Consider the following 14,843-nt stretch of genomic DNA (forward strand, 5'->3'; position numbering starts at 1 on the left):
GAACACGGAAGTTAAGCTCTCTAGCGCCGATGGTAGTTGGGACCTTGTCCCTGTGAGAGTAGGACGTCGCCAAGCAACTAAAAACACAAGTCATTTGACTTGTGTTTTTTTATTTCCCATGAAATAGATTTGGTTCCATTAATAAAAAATTTGAAATATAGTAAGGGATTTTTTGAGCAGAAATACTTAGAAATTGATAAATAAATGGATAATCTTCAGAACTATAACTGCCAAGTAAGTCATACCACCAATCTGTTTCATACCTAGAAATCATGCTTAAATTATAGAGCAATAAATAATGAATGAGGAGTTCAGGTAATATTGGCTTAGGATTTCTAGGATCAGTCGTAAGTGGCAAATAATAAGTATTAGTAAGATGTTCATAGTATAAAGGAGTACTATACATAGGATTCCATGATTGAATGGGCGCTGTAAAAAGTAAATTCGATTGATTAGTCTTCTCAGGTACGTGCTGTATTGATAAATGCTTACAAGATGTTTCAATGTAACGAGAAAATCTCTCTTTAGTCATATGTAATCGATCTAGTAGGTTGACTGAAAAGGAGAGCTCATTTTTAATTGTTGAATCGATTTTATATAAAGTTGATCCTTTTTGACTATAACGAAATAAATTTTGTAATTCTGGAATATTTCCCATTAATTCTAACATGTTAAATTTTTCTGCTTCTAAGTGTTTCATGTGAAACAGTTGTTCTGCAACATGAGTAAATAATCCGTTTTTTTGTACCTTCACCTCATCTTCTAAAAATTGATACCCTTGTTTTTTTCGTTTGCGAGTTGTAACGCCATGAGCTAAAACAGTAGTGGATTCAGGATAGTTAGGGTCAATAGTTAGTAGGCATGCTTTAAAAAGTTGACTAATTCCATAAAATAACAACATTGGTTGAATGGAAAATGGAGCTGTCTTATATAATTCATAATAATTTTTTCCGTGTTCTAAGTAATAAATAAAGGGATAACAATTTTCAAAACTTTTTTTTTCGGCATCCTGAATAGAGGATTTTTCGTAACAACGGGCAAGATAACGTTGTACGTTTTGAGATGAAAAAAAGAAACTTAACTGCTGCCAAGTACAAGATGTTTGATGCATATATTACGCTCCTTTTATTGTCTAAAAATTCTAACATATATATACGTCCTTGACAGTATTTTAACCAATTGATAAGCTACTAATAATAATTTCTGGTATCATAGGGGGAACAATTATGTGGGAATCTAAATTTGTTAAAGAAGGTTTGACTTTTGATGATGTATTACTTGTACCAGCTAGGTCAGATATATTACCAAGAGAAGTAAGTGTTAAAACAGTTTTATCTGAAAGCTTACAGCTAAACATCCCGTTAATTAGTGCAGGAATGGATACAGTAACAGAAGCTGACATGGCTATTGCAATGGCTCGCCAGGGTGGTTTAGGAATTATTCATAAGAATATGTCTATTGAGCAACAAGCAGAGCAAGTTGATAAAGTAAAGCGCTCTGAAAGCGGCGTTATTTCAGATCCTTTCTTCTTAACTCCAGAACATCAAGTATATGATGCAGAACATCTTATGGGAAAATATCGTATCTCAGGTGTACCGGTTGTAAATAATTTAGATGAGCGAAAATTAGTTGGTATTATTACAAACCGTGATATGCGCTTCATCCAAGACTACTCAATCAAAATTTCTGACGTAATGACAAAAGAACAATTAATTACAGCTCCAGTTGGTACTACACTGGAAGAAGCTGAAAAGATCCTACAAAAGTATAAAATTGAAAAACTCCCTCTTGTTGATAATAACGGTGTATTACAAGGGCTTATTACAATAAAAGATATTGAAAAAGTAATTGAATTCCCAAACTCTGCTAAAGATAAGCAAGGACGCTTATTAGTTGGAGCAGCAGTTGGTGTAACAGCGGATGCTATGCTTCGCATCGATGCATTGGTAAAAGCTAGTGTAGATGCAATTGTACTTGATACAGCACATGGGCATTCTAAAGGTGTTATTGATAAGGTAAAAGAAGTTCGTGCTAAATATCCATCACTAAATATTATCGCTGGAAATGTTGCTACTGCTGAAGCAACGAAAGCACTAATTGAAGCTGGTGCAAACGTAGTTAAAGTTGGTATTGGACCTGGTTCTATTTGTACAACACGCGTTGTAGCCGGTGTTGGTGTACCACAATTAACTGCGGTTTATGATTGTGCAACAGAAGCTCGTAAACACGGCATTCCAGTTATTGCTGATGGCGGTATTAAGTACTCTGGTGATATGGTGAAAGCCTTAGCGGCAGGAGCACATGTTGTTATGCTAGGTAGCATGTTTGCAGGTGTTGCAGAAAGCCCTGGAGAAACTGAAATTTACCAAGGTCGTCAATTTAAAGTGTATCGTGGTATGGGTTCTGTCGGTGCGATGGAAAAAGGAAGTAAAGATCGTTACTTCCAAGAAGGCAATAAAAAACTTGTCCCAGAAGGTATTGAAGGACGAGTACCATATAAAGGACCTTTAGCAGATACAGTTCACCAATTAGTTGGTGGCTTACGTGCAGGTATGGGATATTGCGGAGCACAGGATTTAGAATTCTTACGCGAAAACGCACAATTCATTCGTATGTCAGGTGCTGGCTTACGTGAAAGTCATCCTCATCACGTACAAATTACAAAAGAGGCTCCAAACTACTCATTATAATGTCTTATATACAAATAGACAGAGATTTGATATCTCTGTCTATTTTTTTTTGATTATGTTAGAATAACGGTTATGTGAGTACATAGATATTGGGGGTAGCAAAAGTGAAAGGTATGTTTTGCAAAAGATTCATTGCTTTGGTAACAGTGCTTACACTAGCTTGTAGCATTTTTATGCCATATAGCAATGCATCAGCTGAAACAGGAGCCGCTTTAAACATTGAAGCAGGTGCGGCAATTTTAGTAGAAGCGAATTCTGGGAAAATTTTATATCAAAAGAATGCAGATGAATTATTATCCATTGCTAGTATGACAAAGATGATGAGTGAATATTTAGTTCACGAAGCAGTGGATAAAGGAAAACTTAAGTGGGACCAGAAAATTAAGGTTTCTGAATATGCATATAAGGTTTCACAAGATGCTTCATTATCAAATGTTGCATTAGAAAATGGTGGCTCTTATACAGTAAAAGAGTTATACGAGGCAATGGCAATCTTTTCTGCAAATGGTGCAACAATTGCATTAGCAGAAGCAATTGCAGGTAAAGAAGTAGACTTCGTAAAAATGATGAATGATAAATCGAAAGAACTAGGGTTGAAAAATTATAAATTTGTCAATTCTACAGGTTTAACGAATAAAGATTTAAAGGGAATGCATCCTGAAGGAACAACAGCGGATGAAGAAAATAAAATGTCTGCAAAGGATGTTGCAACTTTAGCACAACATTTAATTAAAGATTATCCAAAAGTGTTAGATACAGCAAAAATCCCTAAAAAAGAATTCCGTCCAGAAAAAGAGAAGTTTGCAATGTCGAACTGGAACTGGATGTTAAAGGGCTTAGTTAAAGAATATGATGGCGTAGACGGCCTAAAAACAGGCTCAACTCCAGAGGCAGGAGATTGCTTCACTGGTACGGTTGAAAGAAACGGAATGCGTTTTATTTCTGTAGTTATTAAAACAAGTTCTCATACAGCACGTTTTGATGAAACAAAGAAGCTATATGATTATGGATTTGCTAACTTTGAAGTAAAACAAATGTATAAAAAAGGTTCTTCAGTAAAAGGACAAGAAACAGTACGAGTAGAAAATGCGAAAGATAAAGATGTAGCAGTTCAAACGAAACAAGCTATTTCACTTCCAGTGCCAAAAGGAAGTAAAGATGTTTATAAAACGGAATTAAAAGAATCAAGCAAGGGACAAGAAGCACCTATTAAAAAGGGAGCTGCGCTTGGTCAAATGGTAATTACGCCAAAAGATACAAACGACCCTGGATTTTTAACTGGTAAGTCACTGCAAGTGGATCTTGTAACAACATCTGAAGTAGAAGAAGCAAACTGGTTTACTCGTGCTATGCGCGGAATTGGTTCATTCTTTAGTGGCATGTGGAATAGTGCTGTTGATACAGTAAAAGGTTGGTTTTAAAAGCTCCTCATGATAGGAGCTTTTTTTTATTCCTATTTTTCATACCGACTTTATGAAAAAGTAGTAGACAAGCATCTGATAGTTAGTGGTAGAATGTAAGAGTATTCTTAATTTTCGCCTTTAACGGGGGAAAGCAATTCACCTAGGGGGGTTTTTGTACATGACAAATGTAACAGGGACAGAACGTGTAAAACGTGGAATGGCAGAAATGCAAAAAGGCGGCGTTATTATGGACGTAGTTAACGCTGAACAAGCAAAAATTGCAGAAGAGGCAGGCGCAGTTGCCGTTATGGCATTAGAGCGTGTACCAGCAGATATTCGTGCAGCAGGTGGCGTTTCTCGTATGGCAGACCCAACAATTGTTGAAGAAGTTATGGGTGCGGTGTCAATTCCGGTTATGGCAAAATGCCGTATCGGTCACCTTGTAGAAGCACGTGTATTAGAATCATTAGGGGTAGACTATATCGATGAGAGTGAAGTATTAACTCCTGCTGATGAAGTATACCATTTAAATAAACGTGATTACACAGTTCCATTTGTATGTGGTTGCCGTGATATCGGAGAAGCTGCACGTCGTATTGCAGAAGGTGCATCTATGCTTCGTACAAAAGGTGAACCAGGAACAGGAAACATTGTAGAGGCAGTGCGTCATATGCGCCAAGTCAATGCAGAAATCCGTCAAGTTGCGAGTCTACGTGAAGATGAGTTAATGACATATGCAAAAAATACTGGCGCTCCTTACGAAGTATTACTTGAAATTAAACGTCTTGGTCGCTTACCAGTTGTAAACTTTGCGGCAGGTGGTGTAGCAACACCAGCAGATGCAGCATTAATGATGCAACTTGGTGCTGATGGGGTATTTGTTGGATCTGGTATCTTCAAATCAGAAAACCCAGAGAAATTTGCACGTGCAATCGTTGAAGCAACGACTCATTATGAAGATTACGAACTAATTGCAAGCCTTTCTAAAGGATTAGGTAATGCAATGAAGGGTGTCGAAATTTCAACGTTATTACCAGAACAACGCATGCAAGAGCGTGGATGGTAATTAAAGGAGAACTTTAAAATGGTGAAAATCGGTGTACTAGGTCTTCAAGGTGCAGTTCGTGAGCATGTAAAATCAGTTGAAGCAAGTGGTGCAGAAGCTGTTGTTGTAAAGCGTATAGAGCAACTTGAAGAGATTGATGGTCTTATTTTACCAGGCGGTGAAAGTACAACAATGCGCCGTCTTATTGATAAGTATGCTTTCATGGAACCACTTCGTACATTTGCAAAGTCTGGTAAACCAATGTTTGGTACATGTGCAGGGATGATTCTTCTTGCGAAAACACTTATTGGCTATGAAGAAGCACATATTGGTGCTATGGATATTACAGTTGAGCGCAATGCGTTCGGACGCCAAAAGGATAGTTTTGAAGCTGCGCTTTCAATTGAAGGCGTGGGTGAAGACTTCATTGGTGTATTTATCCGTGCGCCGTATGTTGTAGAAGTAGCTGATAATGTTGAAGTGCTTTCTAAGCATGGTGACCGAATGGTAGCGGTAAGACAAGATCAGTTTTTAGCTGCTTCATTCCATCCGGAATTAACAGATGATCATCGTGTGACAGCATACTTTGTTGAAATGGTAAAAGAAGCGAAAATGAAAAAAGTTGTATAAGTAACTTGCAACTTGTATAAGATTATAGTAAATTGATGGTAACAATTTTATAAAATAAGCGTGTTGATAGGAAATAGTAACAAATGTCGTTTCTTATAGAGAGTCGATGGTTGGTGGAAATCGATAGAAACAGTTTGTGAATCCATCCTGGAATGGAATGTGGAATATCTTTTGGATTAGTAAGCATTCCCGGTGAAGAGCCGTTATTTCTACTTGAGAGGAAAGCGGTAATGCTTTCAACTAGGGTGGCAACGCGGGTTAACTCCCGTCCCTTTATATAGGGACGGGAGTTTTTTGTGTTTTATAAAATAAAAGGAGGAGTATATAATGCTTGATATTAAATTTTTACGTACAAACTTTGAAGAAGTAAAAGCGAAATTACAGCATAGAGGCGAAGATTTAACTGATTTCGGCCGTTTTGAAGAACTTGATACGAGAAGAAGAGAACTACTTGTTCAGACAGAAGAATTAAAAAGTAAACGTAACGAAGTATCTCAACAAATTTCTGTATTAAAGCGCGAAAAGAAAGATGCAGAGGCTCTAATTTTAGAAATGCGTGAGGTTGGAGAAAAAGTAAAGGATCTTGATAACGAACTTCGTACAGTTGAAGAAGACTTAGAAAGATTAATGTTATCTATTCCAAATATCCCTCATGAATCTGCTCCAGTTGGTGAAACAGAGGATGATAATGTAGTAGCACGTACTTGGGGAGAAGTGAAAGAATTTACTTTTGAGCCAAAACCACATTGGGATCTTGCTACTGATTTAGGAATTTTAGATTTTGAACGCGCTGGGAAAGTAACAGGAAGCCGCTTCGTATTTTACAAAGGTGCTGGTGCAAGATTAGAGCGTGCTTTAATTAGCTTTATGCTTGATCTTCATACTGATGAGCATGGATATGAAGAAGTATTACCTCCATATATGGTAAACCGTGCAAGTATGACGGGAACAGGACAACTTCCAAAGTTTGAAGAAGATGCATTCCGTATTGAAAGTGAAGATTACTTCTTAATTCCAACAGCTGAAGTACCTGTAACGAATATGCATCGTGATGAGATTTTAAATAAAGAGCAATTGCCTATAAGATATGCTGCATTTAGCTCTTGCTTCCGTTCTGAAGCAGGTTCAGCTGGTCGTGATACACGTGGTTTAATTCGCCAGCATCAGTTCAATAAAGTAGAGCTTGTGAAGTTCGTAAAACCAGAAGATTCTTATGAAGAATTAGAAAAATTAACAAATGATGCAGAACGCGTGTTACAATTATTAGAGTTGCCATATCGCGTTATGAGCATGTGCACAGGCGATTTAGGATTTACAGCAGCGAAGAAATACGATATTGAAGTATGGATTCCAAGCTATGGCACATATCGTGAAATTTCTTCTTGTAGTAATTTTGAAGCTTTCCAAGCGAGACGTGCAAATATCCGTTTCCGCCGTGAGCCAAATGGAAAACCAGAACATGTTCATACATTAAATGGATCTGGTCTTGCAATCGGACGTACGGTTGCAGCTATTTTAGAGAACTACCAACAAGAAGATGGTACAATTATAATTCCAGAAGTTCTTCGCCCTTATATGGGAGGAAAAACAGTTATTAAGTAAATTTAAACATTCATCGGTATGAGTGATTGGTAATTATGAGCGTTGTCAGTACTGTAATGTAGGAAGGGGAAAGTGAAATTTTCCTTTCCTCATAATTTATTTTAGTAGGGTTGACTAACTGTTTTTCTTTTGATATTATATTTGATGTCAATATGGAGGTATACCCAAGTCTGGCTGAAGGGATCGGTCTTGAAAACCGACAGGCGGCGAGAGTCGCGCGGGGGTTCGAATCCCTCTACCTCCTCCAGATATAATTGACAACAGCGCATATAAGTGGAGATTGGAGAACTCGTTACCAACACGTAACGAGTTTTTATTTTAAAACCAATCATAAAGTATGGTGTAAGGTAATTTTGTCCTTATTACACACTCATATTCCGATGATTATCTTCATAGATATGAAAGGAGTCAACATGGATCTTATTATACAAACGTTTCCTTTAGATGGAAAAACTTTATATTATGTACAATGTCCTGTCTGTAAGAACAATAGAATTTTAAACAGTGGTGCAAACGTATCACGCATTATTAGTGATGATACATTCCGTAAACTTTGTGGTTGTACTTGTGATGTAAAACAAGCTACGAGTAAAGTAGAGGCGCCAAAACAAGTTAAAAAAGCAGCTGTAAAGAAAGCGGCGGCTCCAAAACGTACAGGTAAAGTATTAACGGCAGTAATTAACGGGAAAGAAATGACTGTTAAAGAGATTGCTGAAGCATACGATATTAGTACAAGTACTGTTCGTCAGCGCATTAACGCAGGAAAACCTGAGAGTGAAATTATTGCTCCAACAAAGAAGAAGTAATTTAATAGGAAAACCCGTGCATATGCACGGGTTTTTTATTTTACAAGTTTACGTGTTTGTTTTAAAAAATGGCCAATTTTTTTAATGATTGGTTCGATTGAATCACCATCTTTTAAAATATCGTACTCATTAATATTTAAGCGTAATACAGGGCATGAATTAAAGTTGTTAATCCAGTTTTCATAACGTCCATGCATTTCTTTCCAGTACTCAATTGGTGTTTGCTGTTCCATTGGGCGCCCGCGTTCTTGAATACGATCGACAATATCATCGAAAGAACCTTCTAAGTAAATTAATAAGTCTGGATGAGGGAAGTAAGGAGTCATGACCATAGCGTCAAATAAACCTTTGTATGTTTCATAATCAGTTTCCGTCATTGTTCCTTTTTCATGATGCATCTTTGCGAAAATTCCAGTGTCTTCGTAAATGGAACGATCTTGAACAAAACCGCCACCATATTCAAAAATTCTTTTTTGTTCCTTAAATCGTTCTGCTAAAAAGTACACTTGTAGGTGGAAGCTCCAGCGAGTGAAGTCCGCATAGAACTTGTCCAAATATGGATTGGAATCTACTTTTTCAAATGATGTGCGATAACCTAAAGCATTAGCTAATGCAGTTGTCATAGTTGATTTACCCACACCTACCGTTCCGGCGATAGTGATTACTGCGTCATTGGGTATATCATATTTTTGCCTTAAATTCATTATTATTTCGACTCCTTTAAGAGAGTATTTTGAAGGGCAGATAGGATGACGTTTAAATCATCAGGATTTTTTACAAAATCCATATCGTCTCCATTAAATTTCAATACTGGTATTTCCGGATGATCTTTTTTAAAAGCATCCATTGCTGTTTCATAATCTTTTGTGAGCTGTAGTAAGTAATTTGGATCCATGTTTTTTTCAAATTCTCTTCCGCGCATGGCGATTCGTTTTTGCAATGTTTCTAGGCTAGCTGTTAAATAAACAATGACATTTGGCACAGGCATATCTTGTGTAAGGATACGATAAATTTGCATGTATTTGTCATATTGGGAGTCTTTTAATGTGCGGGATGCAAAAATTAAATTTTTAAAGATATGGTAATCCGCTACTACTGGTTTCCTTTGATTCAAATACTTTATGTTAATGTCTTCTAATTGTTTGTATCTATTACAAAGAAAGAACATCTCTGTTTGAAAACTCCATTCGTCGATGTCTTCATAGAACTTTCCTAAAAAGGGATTTTCATCAACAATCTCTTTTAGTAAGTGGAGTTGCATGTGAGTTGAAATTTCCTTCGCAAGTGAAGTTTTTCCAACACCAATTGGTCCTTCAACCGTGATAAATGGTACTCCGGTCACGCTGTTTCCTCCTTTCAATCAGTGATTTACCGTGACTACTAAAAACACAAAACAGAATTATTGTAGCACAAGAGGGAAGCGAGCGGGTTAATTTGATATAAAAAGTTAGAAAATAGATATATGTATTAATTAAATTTTATTTTGGTTGATGATGTTATAGCTGCTTTCAATGTAGTTTCCATTATTTTTAAAGCATGTATATTATCTTGGTCGTTGTTAGAGGCGATACAATCCTCTGGTACATACAATGTATAATTTCTCATATGAGCATCATTAGCTGTAAATAGAATACATATATTTCCGGCAACCCCTGTTAATATTAGATTTTCTATTTTTAAATAACCTAGTAATGAATTTAAAGGTGTTTCATAAAAAGCGGAATAATGTGGTTTAATAAAAATGTAATCATCAGAACTTGGAGCAATCTTATGGATTATGTTTTCGCTATATTCATTTGTACAATGAGTAATAAGTTGGTCGATATCAGATCTCCACAGTTGATAATGGTCATTAACGTAAATTATAGGACAGCCGAAGGATTTCATTTTTTTCTTTAATTGTAAAATAGGGTTTGTTATAATTTCACATTTTTTAGCTAGAATGGGTCCGTGGGAAAATTGAAAGTCATTAATCATATCGATAATGAGCAAGGCGGTATTTTTCATATGTAATCCCCTCTCTTTTTTCTTTTAGGGTGGATTGAATTTGTAAAAGTTATCCCCTGTGTAGTAAATGGAAATAAGTGTACTTTATTTGTAATGAAAGGACTATGTTATGGAACAAGATCAAGATATTTATTTTATGCAATTAGCGATAGAAGAAGCTAAAAAGGCAGAGGAAATACAGGAAGTACCAATTGGAGCAGTTATAGTGTTAGATGGTGAGGTAATTAGTGTTGCCCATAATTTAAGGGAAACTGAGCAGAGATCAATAGCTCATGCTGAGTTGCTAGCGATAGATGAGGCGTGTAAAAAATTAGGGACATGGCGTTTAGAAGATGCAACATTGTATGTAACATTAGAACCTTGTCCAATGTGTGCAGGTGGAATTGTTTTATCACGAGTGAAGCGAGTTGTATATGGTGCAAGTGATCCGAAGGGCGGATGTGCAGGGACATTGATGAATCTTTTAACGGATGAACGCTTCAATCATCAATGTGAAGTAGTATCTGGTGTACTAGAGGAAGAATGCGGTACGTTGTTAACAAGCTTTTTTAGAGAGCTTCGTAAAAAAAGAAAAGCAATAAAAAAATTAGAGAAGAATACTGGGAACTAACGTATTTGCATTTTATAAAGAAACAAGTTATACTGATAATGCCTTTAATGAAGGCAACCGAATATTGGTTTTAACTTTGCCGTGCTAAGCGGGGAGGTAGCGGTGCCCTATACTCGCAATCCGCTCTAGCGAGGCCGAATCCCCTCTCGAGGTTATGTTGCTGTAAGGTCTGCCTTAAGTAAGTGGTGTTGACGTTTGGGTCCTGCGCAACGGGACCCCGTGAACCTTGTCAGGTCCGGAAGGAAGCAGCAATAAGCGGGTCTTCTCGTGTGCCGCAGGAGTGCCTGAACCGAGCTAACTGCTTGAGTAACGCTTATGGTACGTAATCGACGGAGGGTGCACGGCAGTTATATATGTATACAAAACTCACCTTAATACAAAGGTGAGTTTTTTGTATAGAAAATAACTTTTGGAATCTATAAACAGAATGGGTTATAATAAATGAGATAATAACCTTTGAGGGAGGCCGTATTTTCGTGTCATACCAAGCGTTATACCGAACATGGAGACCGCAAAAGTTCGAAGATGTAGTCGGTCAAAAGCACGTGACAAAAACGTTGCAAAATGCCCTTCTTCAAGAGAAAGTTTCACATGCTTATTTATTTTCTGGCCCGAGGGGAACAGGAAAAACGACAATTGCAAAAGTATTTGCAAAAGCAATTAACTGTGAACATGCTCCGGTAGCTGAACCTTGTAATGAATGTCCTTCTTGTTTAGGAATTACACAAGGATCCATTTCAGATGTATTAGAAATTGATGCGGCTTCAAATAACGGTGTAGATGAAATTCGAGATATTAGAGATAAAGTAAAATATGCTCCAAGTGCTGTAGAATATAAAGTATACATTATTGATGAAGTTCACATGCTTTCTATGGGTGCATTCAATGCGCTTTTAAAAACCTTAGAAGAGCCGCCAGGACATGTTATCTTTATTTTGGCGACAACAGAACCTCATAAGATCCCGCCTACAATTATTTCACGTTGTCAGCGTTTTGAATTCCGAAAAATATCAGTGAATGATATTGTTGAGAGATTATCAACGGTCGTGACAAATGAAGGTACGCAAGTGGAAGATGAGGCATTACAAATTGTTGCGCGTGCTGCTGAAGGTGGTATGCGTGACGCACTTAGTCTTATTGATCAGGCTATATCTTATAGTGATGAGACCGTTACGACAGAAGATGTATTGGCCGTAACAGGATCTGTTTCTCAGCAATACTTAGGCAATTTAGTAGAATGCATACGTGAAAATGATGTATCAAGAGCATTGCAAATCATAGATGAAATGATGAGTAAAGGGAAGGATCCAGTTCGTTTTATGGAGGATTTCATTTACTATTATCGTGATATGCTTTTATATCAGACTTCACCGCAACTAGAACATATGTTGGAACGAGTAATTGTAGATGATCAATTCCGCAAGTTGAGTGAAGAAATGCAACCGGAAGTGATCTATGAGATTATTCATACCCTTAGTAAGGGACAACAGGAAATGAAGTGGACAAATCATCCGCGTATTTTCTTAGAAGTTGTTATGGTGCAATTGTGTCAACAGTTTATGATGCAAGCAAATGGTACAGATCGTTTGCAAGCAATTATGAACAGGATGCAGCAACTGGAGAAAGAGTTAGAGCAAGTTAAAAAGAACGGTGTGCCAGCTGGTGTACAACAGGAAGTAAGAGAGACACGTGCAACACCAAAGCCGGTAAGAACAGGAAGTATGAAGATTCCTGTCGGACGTGTAAATGAAGTATTAAAACAAGCGAAGCGTCAAGATTTAGAACAATTAAAAGCTGTATGGGGTGAGTTGTTAGGAAGACTCAAATCATATAACAAAGTAGCGTTTGCTGTTTTACTAGAAAATAGCGAACCAGTGGCAGCTTCAGATGACACTTACGTTTTAGCATTTCAATATGAGATTCACTGTAAGATGGCGAGCGAAAATCGAGAAGCTATGGATACAGTAGAACAAGCTTTATTTGAATTGCTAAGTAAAAGGTTAAATATGATTGCCATTCCAAAAAGTGAATGGGGTAAAATCCGTGAAGACTTTTTACAACGTGAAGGTGGAGAGTCTGAAGAAAGCCCAGAGAAAAAGGAAGATCCTCTTATAGAAGAGGCAGTGAAATTAGTAGGGCAAGAACTCATTGAAATAAAAGAGTAATAATAATTAGGAGGAATTAATTATGATGCGTGGCGGAATGGGAAATATGAATAACATGATGAAACAAATGCAAAAGATGCAAAAGGACATGGCGAAAGCACAAGAAGAGCTTGGTGAAAAAACAGTTGAAGGTACAGCTGGCGGCGGAATGATTACAGTTATCGCAAATGGTCACAAGCAAATTCTTGAAGTGAAGATTAAAGAAGAAGTTGTAGATCCAGAAGATATCGAAATGCTACAAGACTTAGTATTAGCTGCAACAAATGATGCACTTAAAAAGGCTGATGAGCTTTCAAACTCTACAATGGGTAAATTTACAAAAGGCTTAAACTTACCAGGTGGAATGTTCTAGGAGGATATTGATACATGCATTATCCAGAACCAATATCAAAACTAATCGATAGTTTTATGAAGTTGCCAGGTATCGGACCGAAAACAGCGGTTCGATTGGCATTTTTCGTATTAGATATGAAAGAAGATGATGTGTTAGGTTTCGCGAAAGCACTTGTAAATGCGAAGCGAGATTTAGCGTACTGTTCTGTATGCGGACATATTACTGATCGTGATCCTTGTTATATTTGTAATGATTCACATCGAGATCAATCAGTTGTTTGTGTCGTACAAGAACCGAAAGATGTAATCGCGATGGAAAAAATGAAAGAGTATCAAGGTGTATATCATGTGTTACGTGGTGCGATTTCTCCTATGGAGGGAATTGGACCGGAAGACATTAATATCCCGCAACTCTTAAAGCGACTACATGATGAAACGGTACAAGAAGTGATATTAGCAACAAACCCTAATATTGAAGGGGAAGCTACAGCGATGTATATCTCCCGCCTCTTAAAACCTACAGGCATTAAAGTAACTCGTATTGCACATGGTCTGCCAGTTGGTGGAGATTTAGAATATGCAGATGAAGTGACATTATCCAAAGCGTTAGAAGGTCGCAGAGAAGTATAAGAGGAGAAACGAAAATGTTCTTTCAAAAAAAGGGTAAATTGCGTAAAGAGTATGACGATAAGTTAATTGTACTTTTGGAAAAAGTGAAGAATGAGTGGTTACGTCAGAAGAGAATGGTCGAACAAAGTGTAGAACCGTCTCAAGATGTCATTTGTTCTTTGAAAATAGCAGAGGCGAAATATTTCTTTTTGTTGAAAGAAGCAAAGCGTCGTCCTGTAAAAATGGAACAATGGTAAAAGGTTCTGCTTTCTAAGCAGGCCTTTTTATTTTGTTTTTTTAATGCTGAGGTATTGTTTTATTTAGTTTATATAAAAGAGATGCTGCATATGATAACTGTTCTTTTTTATTGTCTTGTCCCATACAAATAGATGTATAGGTCATTCATAAGGAGGAAAAAATGAATTCTACAATTATTATTGTTGGCATTCTTACTTTAGTATTTATTTTTCTTGTTTTTGGTGTTGCCTCTAAGCCGTTACGTTTTATAGGTAAGGTGATTTTTCATGTTACTTTAGGAATAGCATTGCTTTTTATCGTAAATGTTGTAGGGACATATTTTGATTTTCATATCCCGATTAACATGGGGACAGCAGCAATAACGAGTTTGTTAGGCTTACCGGGTGTGGCAGCATTAGTGATTATTAAGCTTTATATCATGCCAAGATAAAATTATTTTGGCATTTTTTTAAAAAGTGTTGACTATTAAATGATTAATATGGTAAATTAATAAGCGTCGTCAGCAACGAAAGAAAAAAGCTGTTGACAGATTTAACGAGAAGTGTTAAATTATAAAAGTCGCTGAAACGCGATGTTGAACTTTGAAAACTAAACGAAACAAACAACGTGAAACGTCAATTTTTATTTTAGATGCTAGACAAACTAACTTTATTGGAGAGTTTGATCCTGGCTCAGGATGAACGCT

16 protein-coding genes, 1 tRNA gene, 1 other RNA gene and 1 other annotated feature are annotated in these 14,843 nt (G+C 36.9%); of the genes, 14 read left to right on the top strand and 4 right to left on the bottom strand.

The window, feature by feature from the left end:
• Window positions 1-109: 109 nt before the first annotated feature.
• The gene (locus ACTFR8_RS30000; RefSeq protein WP_000554291.1) at window positions 110-1,111 is read right to left on the bottom strand and encodes a YaaC family protein; all 1,002 of its coding nucleotides are present in this window, start codon (window positions 1,109-1,111) and stop codon (window positions 110-112) included.
• Window positions 1,112-1,226: 115 nt separating this feature from the next.
• Here ACTFR8_RS30000 and guaB point away from each other — a divergent pair, with 115 nt between their 5' ends.
• The 7 genes from guaB (at window position 1,227) to ACTFR8_RS30035 (ending at window position 8,176) form a co-directional block, all read left to right on the top strand.
• Entirely contained in the window at window positions 1,227-2,690 is a 1,464-nt protein-coding gene (gene guaB / locus ACTFR8_RS30005; RefSeq protein ID WP_000264088.1) for an IMP dehydrogenase, read from the top strand.
• A gap of 113 nt (window positions 2,691-2,803) precedes the next feature.
• Window positions 2,804-4,111 (top strand): D-alanyl-D-alanine carboxypeptidase DacA, encoded by a 1,308-nt coding sequence (gene dacA, locus ACTFR8_RS30010; RefSeq protein WP_125653127.1) that lies wholly within the window; start codon window positions 2,804-2,806, stop codon window positions 4,109-4,111.
• A gap of 160 nt (window positions 4,112-4,271) precedes the next feature.
• Window positions 4,272-5,159: a pyridoxal 5'-phosphate synthase lyase subunit PdxS gene (pdxS, locus tag ACTFR8_RS30015; protein ID WP_000186165.1), complete on the top strand. Its 888-nt coding sequence runs from the start codon at window positions 4,272-4,274 to the stop codon at window positions 5,157-5,159.
• Window positions 5,160-5,177: 18 nt separating this feature from the next.
• Window positions 5,178-5,768 (top strand): pyridoxal 5'-phosphate synthase glutaminase subunit PdxT, encoded by a 591-nt coding sequence (pdxT, locus tag ACTFR8_RS30020; RefSeq protein ID WP_000238783.1) that lies wholly within the window; start codon window positions 5,178-5,180, stop codon window positions 5,766-5,768.
• Window positions 5,769-5,822: 54 nt separating this feature from the next.
• Window positions 5,823-6,044, top strand: a binding site (T-box leader).
• Window positions 6,045-6,095: 51 nt separating this feature from the next.
• Entirely contained in the window at window positions 6,096-7,370 is a 1,275-nt protein-coding gene (serS, locus tag ACTFR8_RS30025; protein ID WP_000884186.1) for a serine--tRNA ligase, read from the top strand.
• 154 nt (window positions 7,371-7,524) lie between these two features.
• A tRNA-Ser gene (locus ACTFR8_RS30030) sits at window positions 7,525-7,617 on the top strand.
• 166 nt (window positions 7,618-7,783) lie between these two features.
• Window positions 7,784-8,176, top strand: coding sequence for a DUF3797 domain-containing protein (locus ACTFR8_RS30035; protein WP_000364196.1), 393 nt, complete (start codon window positions 7,784-7,786; stop codon window positions 8,174-8,176).
• Between the two features lie 35 nt (window positions 8,177-8,211).
• Here the strand turns inward: ACTFR8_RS30035 and ACTFR8_RS30040 are convergent, their stop codons facing one another.
• The 3 genes from ACTFR8_RS30040 to ACTFR8_RS30050 all read right to left on the bottom strand — a co-directional run bounded on the left by ACTFR8_RS30040 (window position 8,212) and on the right by ACTFR8_RS30050 (window position 10,183).
• The gene (locus ACTFR8_RS30040; RefSeq protein WP_001053585.1) at window positions 8,212-8,880 is read right to left on the bottom strand and encodes a deoxynucleoside kinase; all 669 of its coding nucleotides are present in this window, start codon (window positions 8,878-8,880) and stop codon (window positions 8,212-8,214) included.
• A gap of 2 nt (window positions 8,881-8,882) precedes the next feature.
• Window positions 8,883-9,518, bottom strand: a complete 636-nt coding sequence (locus ACTFR8_RS30045; RefSeq protein ID WP_000148218.1) for a deoxynucleoside kinase — start codon at window positions 9,516-9,518, stop codon at window positions 8,883-8,885.
• 125 nt (window positions 9,519-9,643) lie between these two features.
• Window positions 9,644-10,183, bottom strand: coding sequence for an isochorismatase family cysteine hydrolase (locus ACTFR8_RS30050; RefSeq protein ID WP_070183480.1), 540 nt, complete (start codon window positions 10,181-10,183; stop codon window positions 9,644-9,646).
• Between the two features lie 109 nt (window positions 10,184-10,292).
• Between ACTFR8_RS30050 and tadA the strand changes: the two genes are divergently transcribed.
• From tadA to ACTFR8_RS30085, 7 genes are all read left to right on the top strand, one after another.
• A complete protein-coding gene (gene tadA, locus ACTFR8_RS30055) occupies window positions 10,293-10,793 on the top strand; it encodes a tRNA adenosine(34) deaminase TadA (protein WP_000434332.1) in 501 nt (166 codons plus the stop codon).
• A gap of 79 nt (window positions 10,794-10,872) precedes the next feature.
• Window positions 10,873-11,137, top strand: an RNA gene (gene ffs, locus ACTFR8_RS30060) — signal recognition particle sRNA large type.
• Between the two features lie 132 nt (window positions 11,138-11,269).
• Window positions 11,270-12,958: a DNA polymerase III subunit gamma/tau gene (gene dnaX, locus ACTFR8_RS30065; RefSeq protein ID WP_000121575.1), complete on the top strand. Its 1,689-nt coding sequence runs from the start codon at window positions 11,270-11,272 to the stop codon at window positions 12,956-12,958.
• Window positions 12,959-12,983: 25 nt separating this feature from the next.
• Entirely contained in the window at window positions 12,984-13,310 is a 327-nt protein-coding gene (locus ACTFR8_RS30070; RefSeq protein WP_014894853.1) for a YbaB/EbfC family nucleoid-associated protein, read from the top strand.
• Between the two features lie 14 nt (window positions 13,311-13,324).
• Window positions 13,325-13,921 (top strand): recombination protein RecR, encoded by a 597-nt coding sequence (gene recR / locus ACTFR8_RS30075; protein WP_000559169.1) that lies wholly within the window; start codon window positions 13,325-13,327, stop codon window positions 13,919-13,921.
• A 14-nt stretch (window positions 13,922-13,935) separates the two neighbouring features.
• Window positions 13,936-14,157, top strand: a complete 222-nt coding sequence (locus ACTFR8_RS30080; protein WP_000466019.1) for a YaaL family protein — start codon at window positions 13,936-13,938, stop codon at window positions 14,155-14,157.
• A 161-nt stretch (window positions 14,158-14,318) separates the two neighbouring features.
• Window positions 14,319-14,588: a pro-sigmaK processing inhibitor BofA family protein gene (locus tag ACTFR8_RS30085; protein ID WP_001089273.1), complete on the top strand. Its 270-nt coding sequence runs from the start codon at window positions 14,319-14,321 to the stop codon at window positions 14,586-14,588.
• Window positions 14,589-14,843: the final 255 nt, after the last annotated feature.

The organism is Bacillus cereus group sp. MYBK15-3 (assembly GCF_051916765.1).
GTDB lineage: Bacteria > Bacillota > Bacilli > Bacillales > Bacillaceae_G > Bacillus_A > Bacillus_A cereus.

What these genes read in the sequence shown, in the direction of transcription:
- ACTFR8_RS30000 (WP_000554291.1), bottom strand. Translation starts at nt 1,111, where the DNA reads ATGCATCAAACATCTTGTACTTGGCAGCAGTTAAGTTTCTTTTTTTCA.
- guaB (WP_000264088.1), top strand. Translation starts at nt 1,227, where the DNA reads ATGTGGGAATCTAAATTTGTTAAAGAAGGTTTGACTTTTGATGATGTA.
- dacA (WP_125653127.1), top strand. Translation starts at nt 2,804, where the DNA reads ATGTTTTGCAAAAGATTCATTGCTTTGGTAACAGTGCTTACACTAGCT.
- pdxS (WP_000186165.1), top strand. Translation starts at nt 4,272, where the DNA reads ATGACAAATGTAACAGGGACAGAACGTGTAAAACGTGGAATGGCAGAA.
- pdxT (WP_000238783.1), top strand. Translation starts at nt 5,178, where the DNA reads ATGGTGAAAATCGGTGTACTAGGTCTTCAAGGTGCAGTTCGTGAGCAT.
- serS (WP_000884186.1), top strand. Translation starts at nt 6,096, where the DNA reads ATGCTTGATATTAAATTTTTACGTACAAACTTTGAAGAAGTAAAAGCG.
- ACTFR8_RS30035 (WP_000364196.1), top strand. Translation starts at nt 7,784, where the DNA reads ATGGATCTTATTATACAAACGTTTCCTTTAGATGGAAAAACTTTATAT.
- ACTFR8_RS30040 (WP_001053585.1), bottom strand. Translation starts at nt 8,880, where the DNA reads ATGAATTTAAGGCAAAAATATGATATACCCAATGACGCAGTAATCACT.
- ACTFR8_RS30050 (WP_070183480.1), bottom strand. Translation starts at nt 10,183, where the DNA reads ATGAAAAATACCGCCTTGCTCATTATCGATATGATTAATGACTTTCAA.
- tadA (WP_000434332.1), top strand. Translation starts at nt 10,293, where the DNA reads ATGGAACAAGATCAAGATATTTATTTTATGCAATTAGCGATAGAAGAA.
- ACTFR8_RS30070 (WP_014894853.1), top strand. Translation starts at nt 12,984, where the DNA reads ATGCGTGGCGGAATGGGAAATATGAATAACATGATGAAACAAATGCAA.
- recR (WP_000559169.1), top strand. Translation starts at nt 13,325, where the DNA reads ATGCATTATCCAGAACCAATATCAAAACTAATCGATAGTTTTATGAAG.
- ACTFR8_RS30080 (WP_000466019.1), top strand. Translation starts at nt 13,936, where the DNA reads ATGTTCTTTCAAAAAAAGGGTAAATTGCGTAAAGAGTATGACGATAAG.
- ACTFR8_RS30085 (WP_001089273.1), top strand. Translation starts at nt 14,319, where the DNA reads ATGAATTCTACAATTATTATTGTTGGCATTCTTACTTTAGTATTTATT.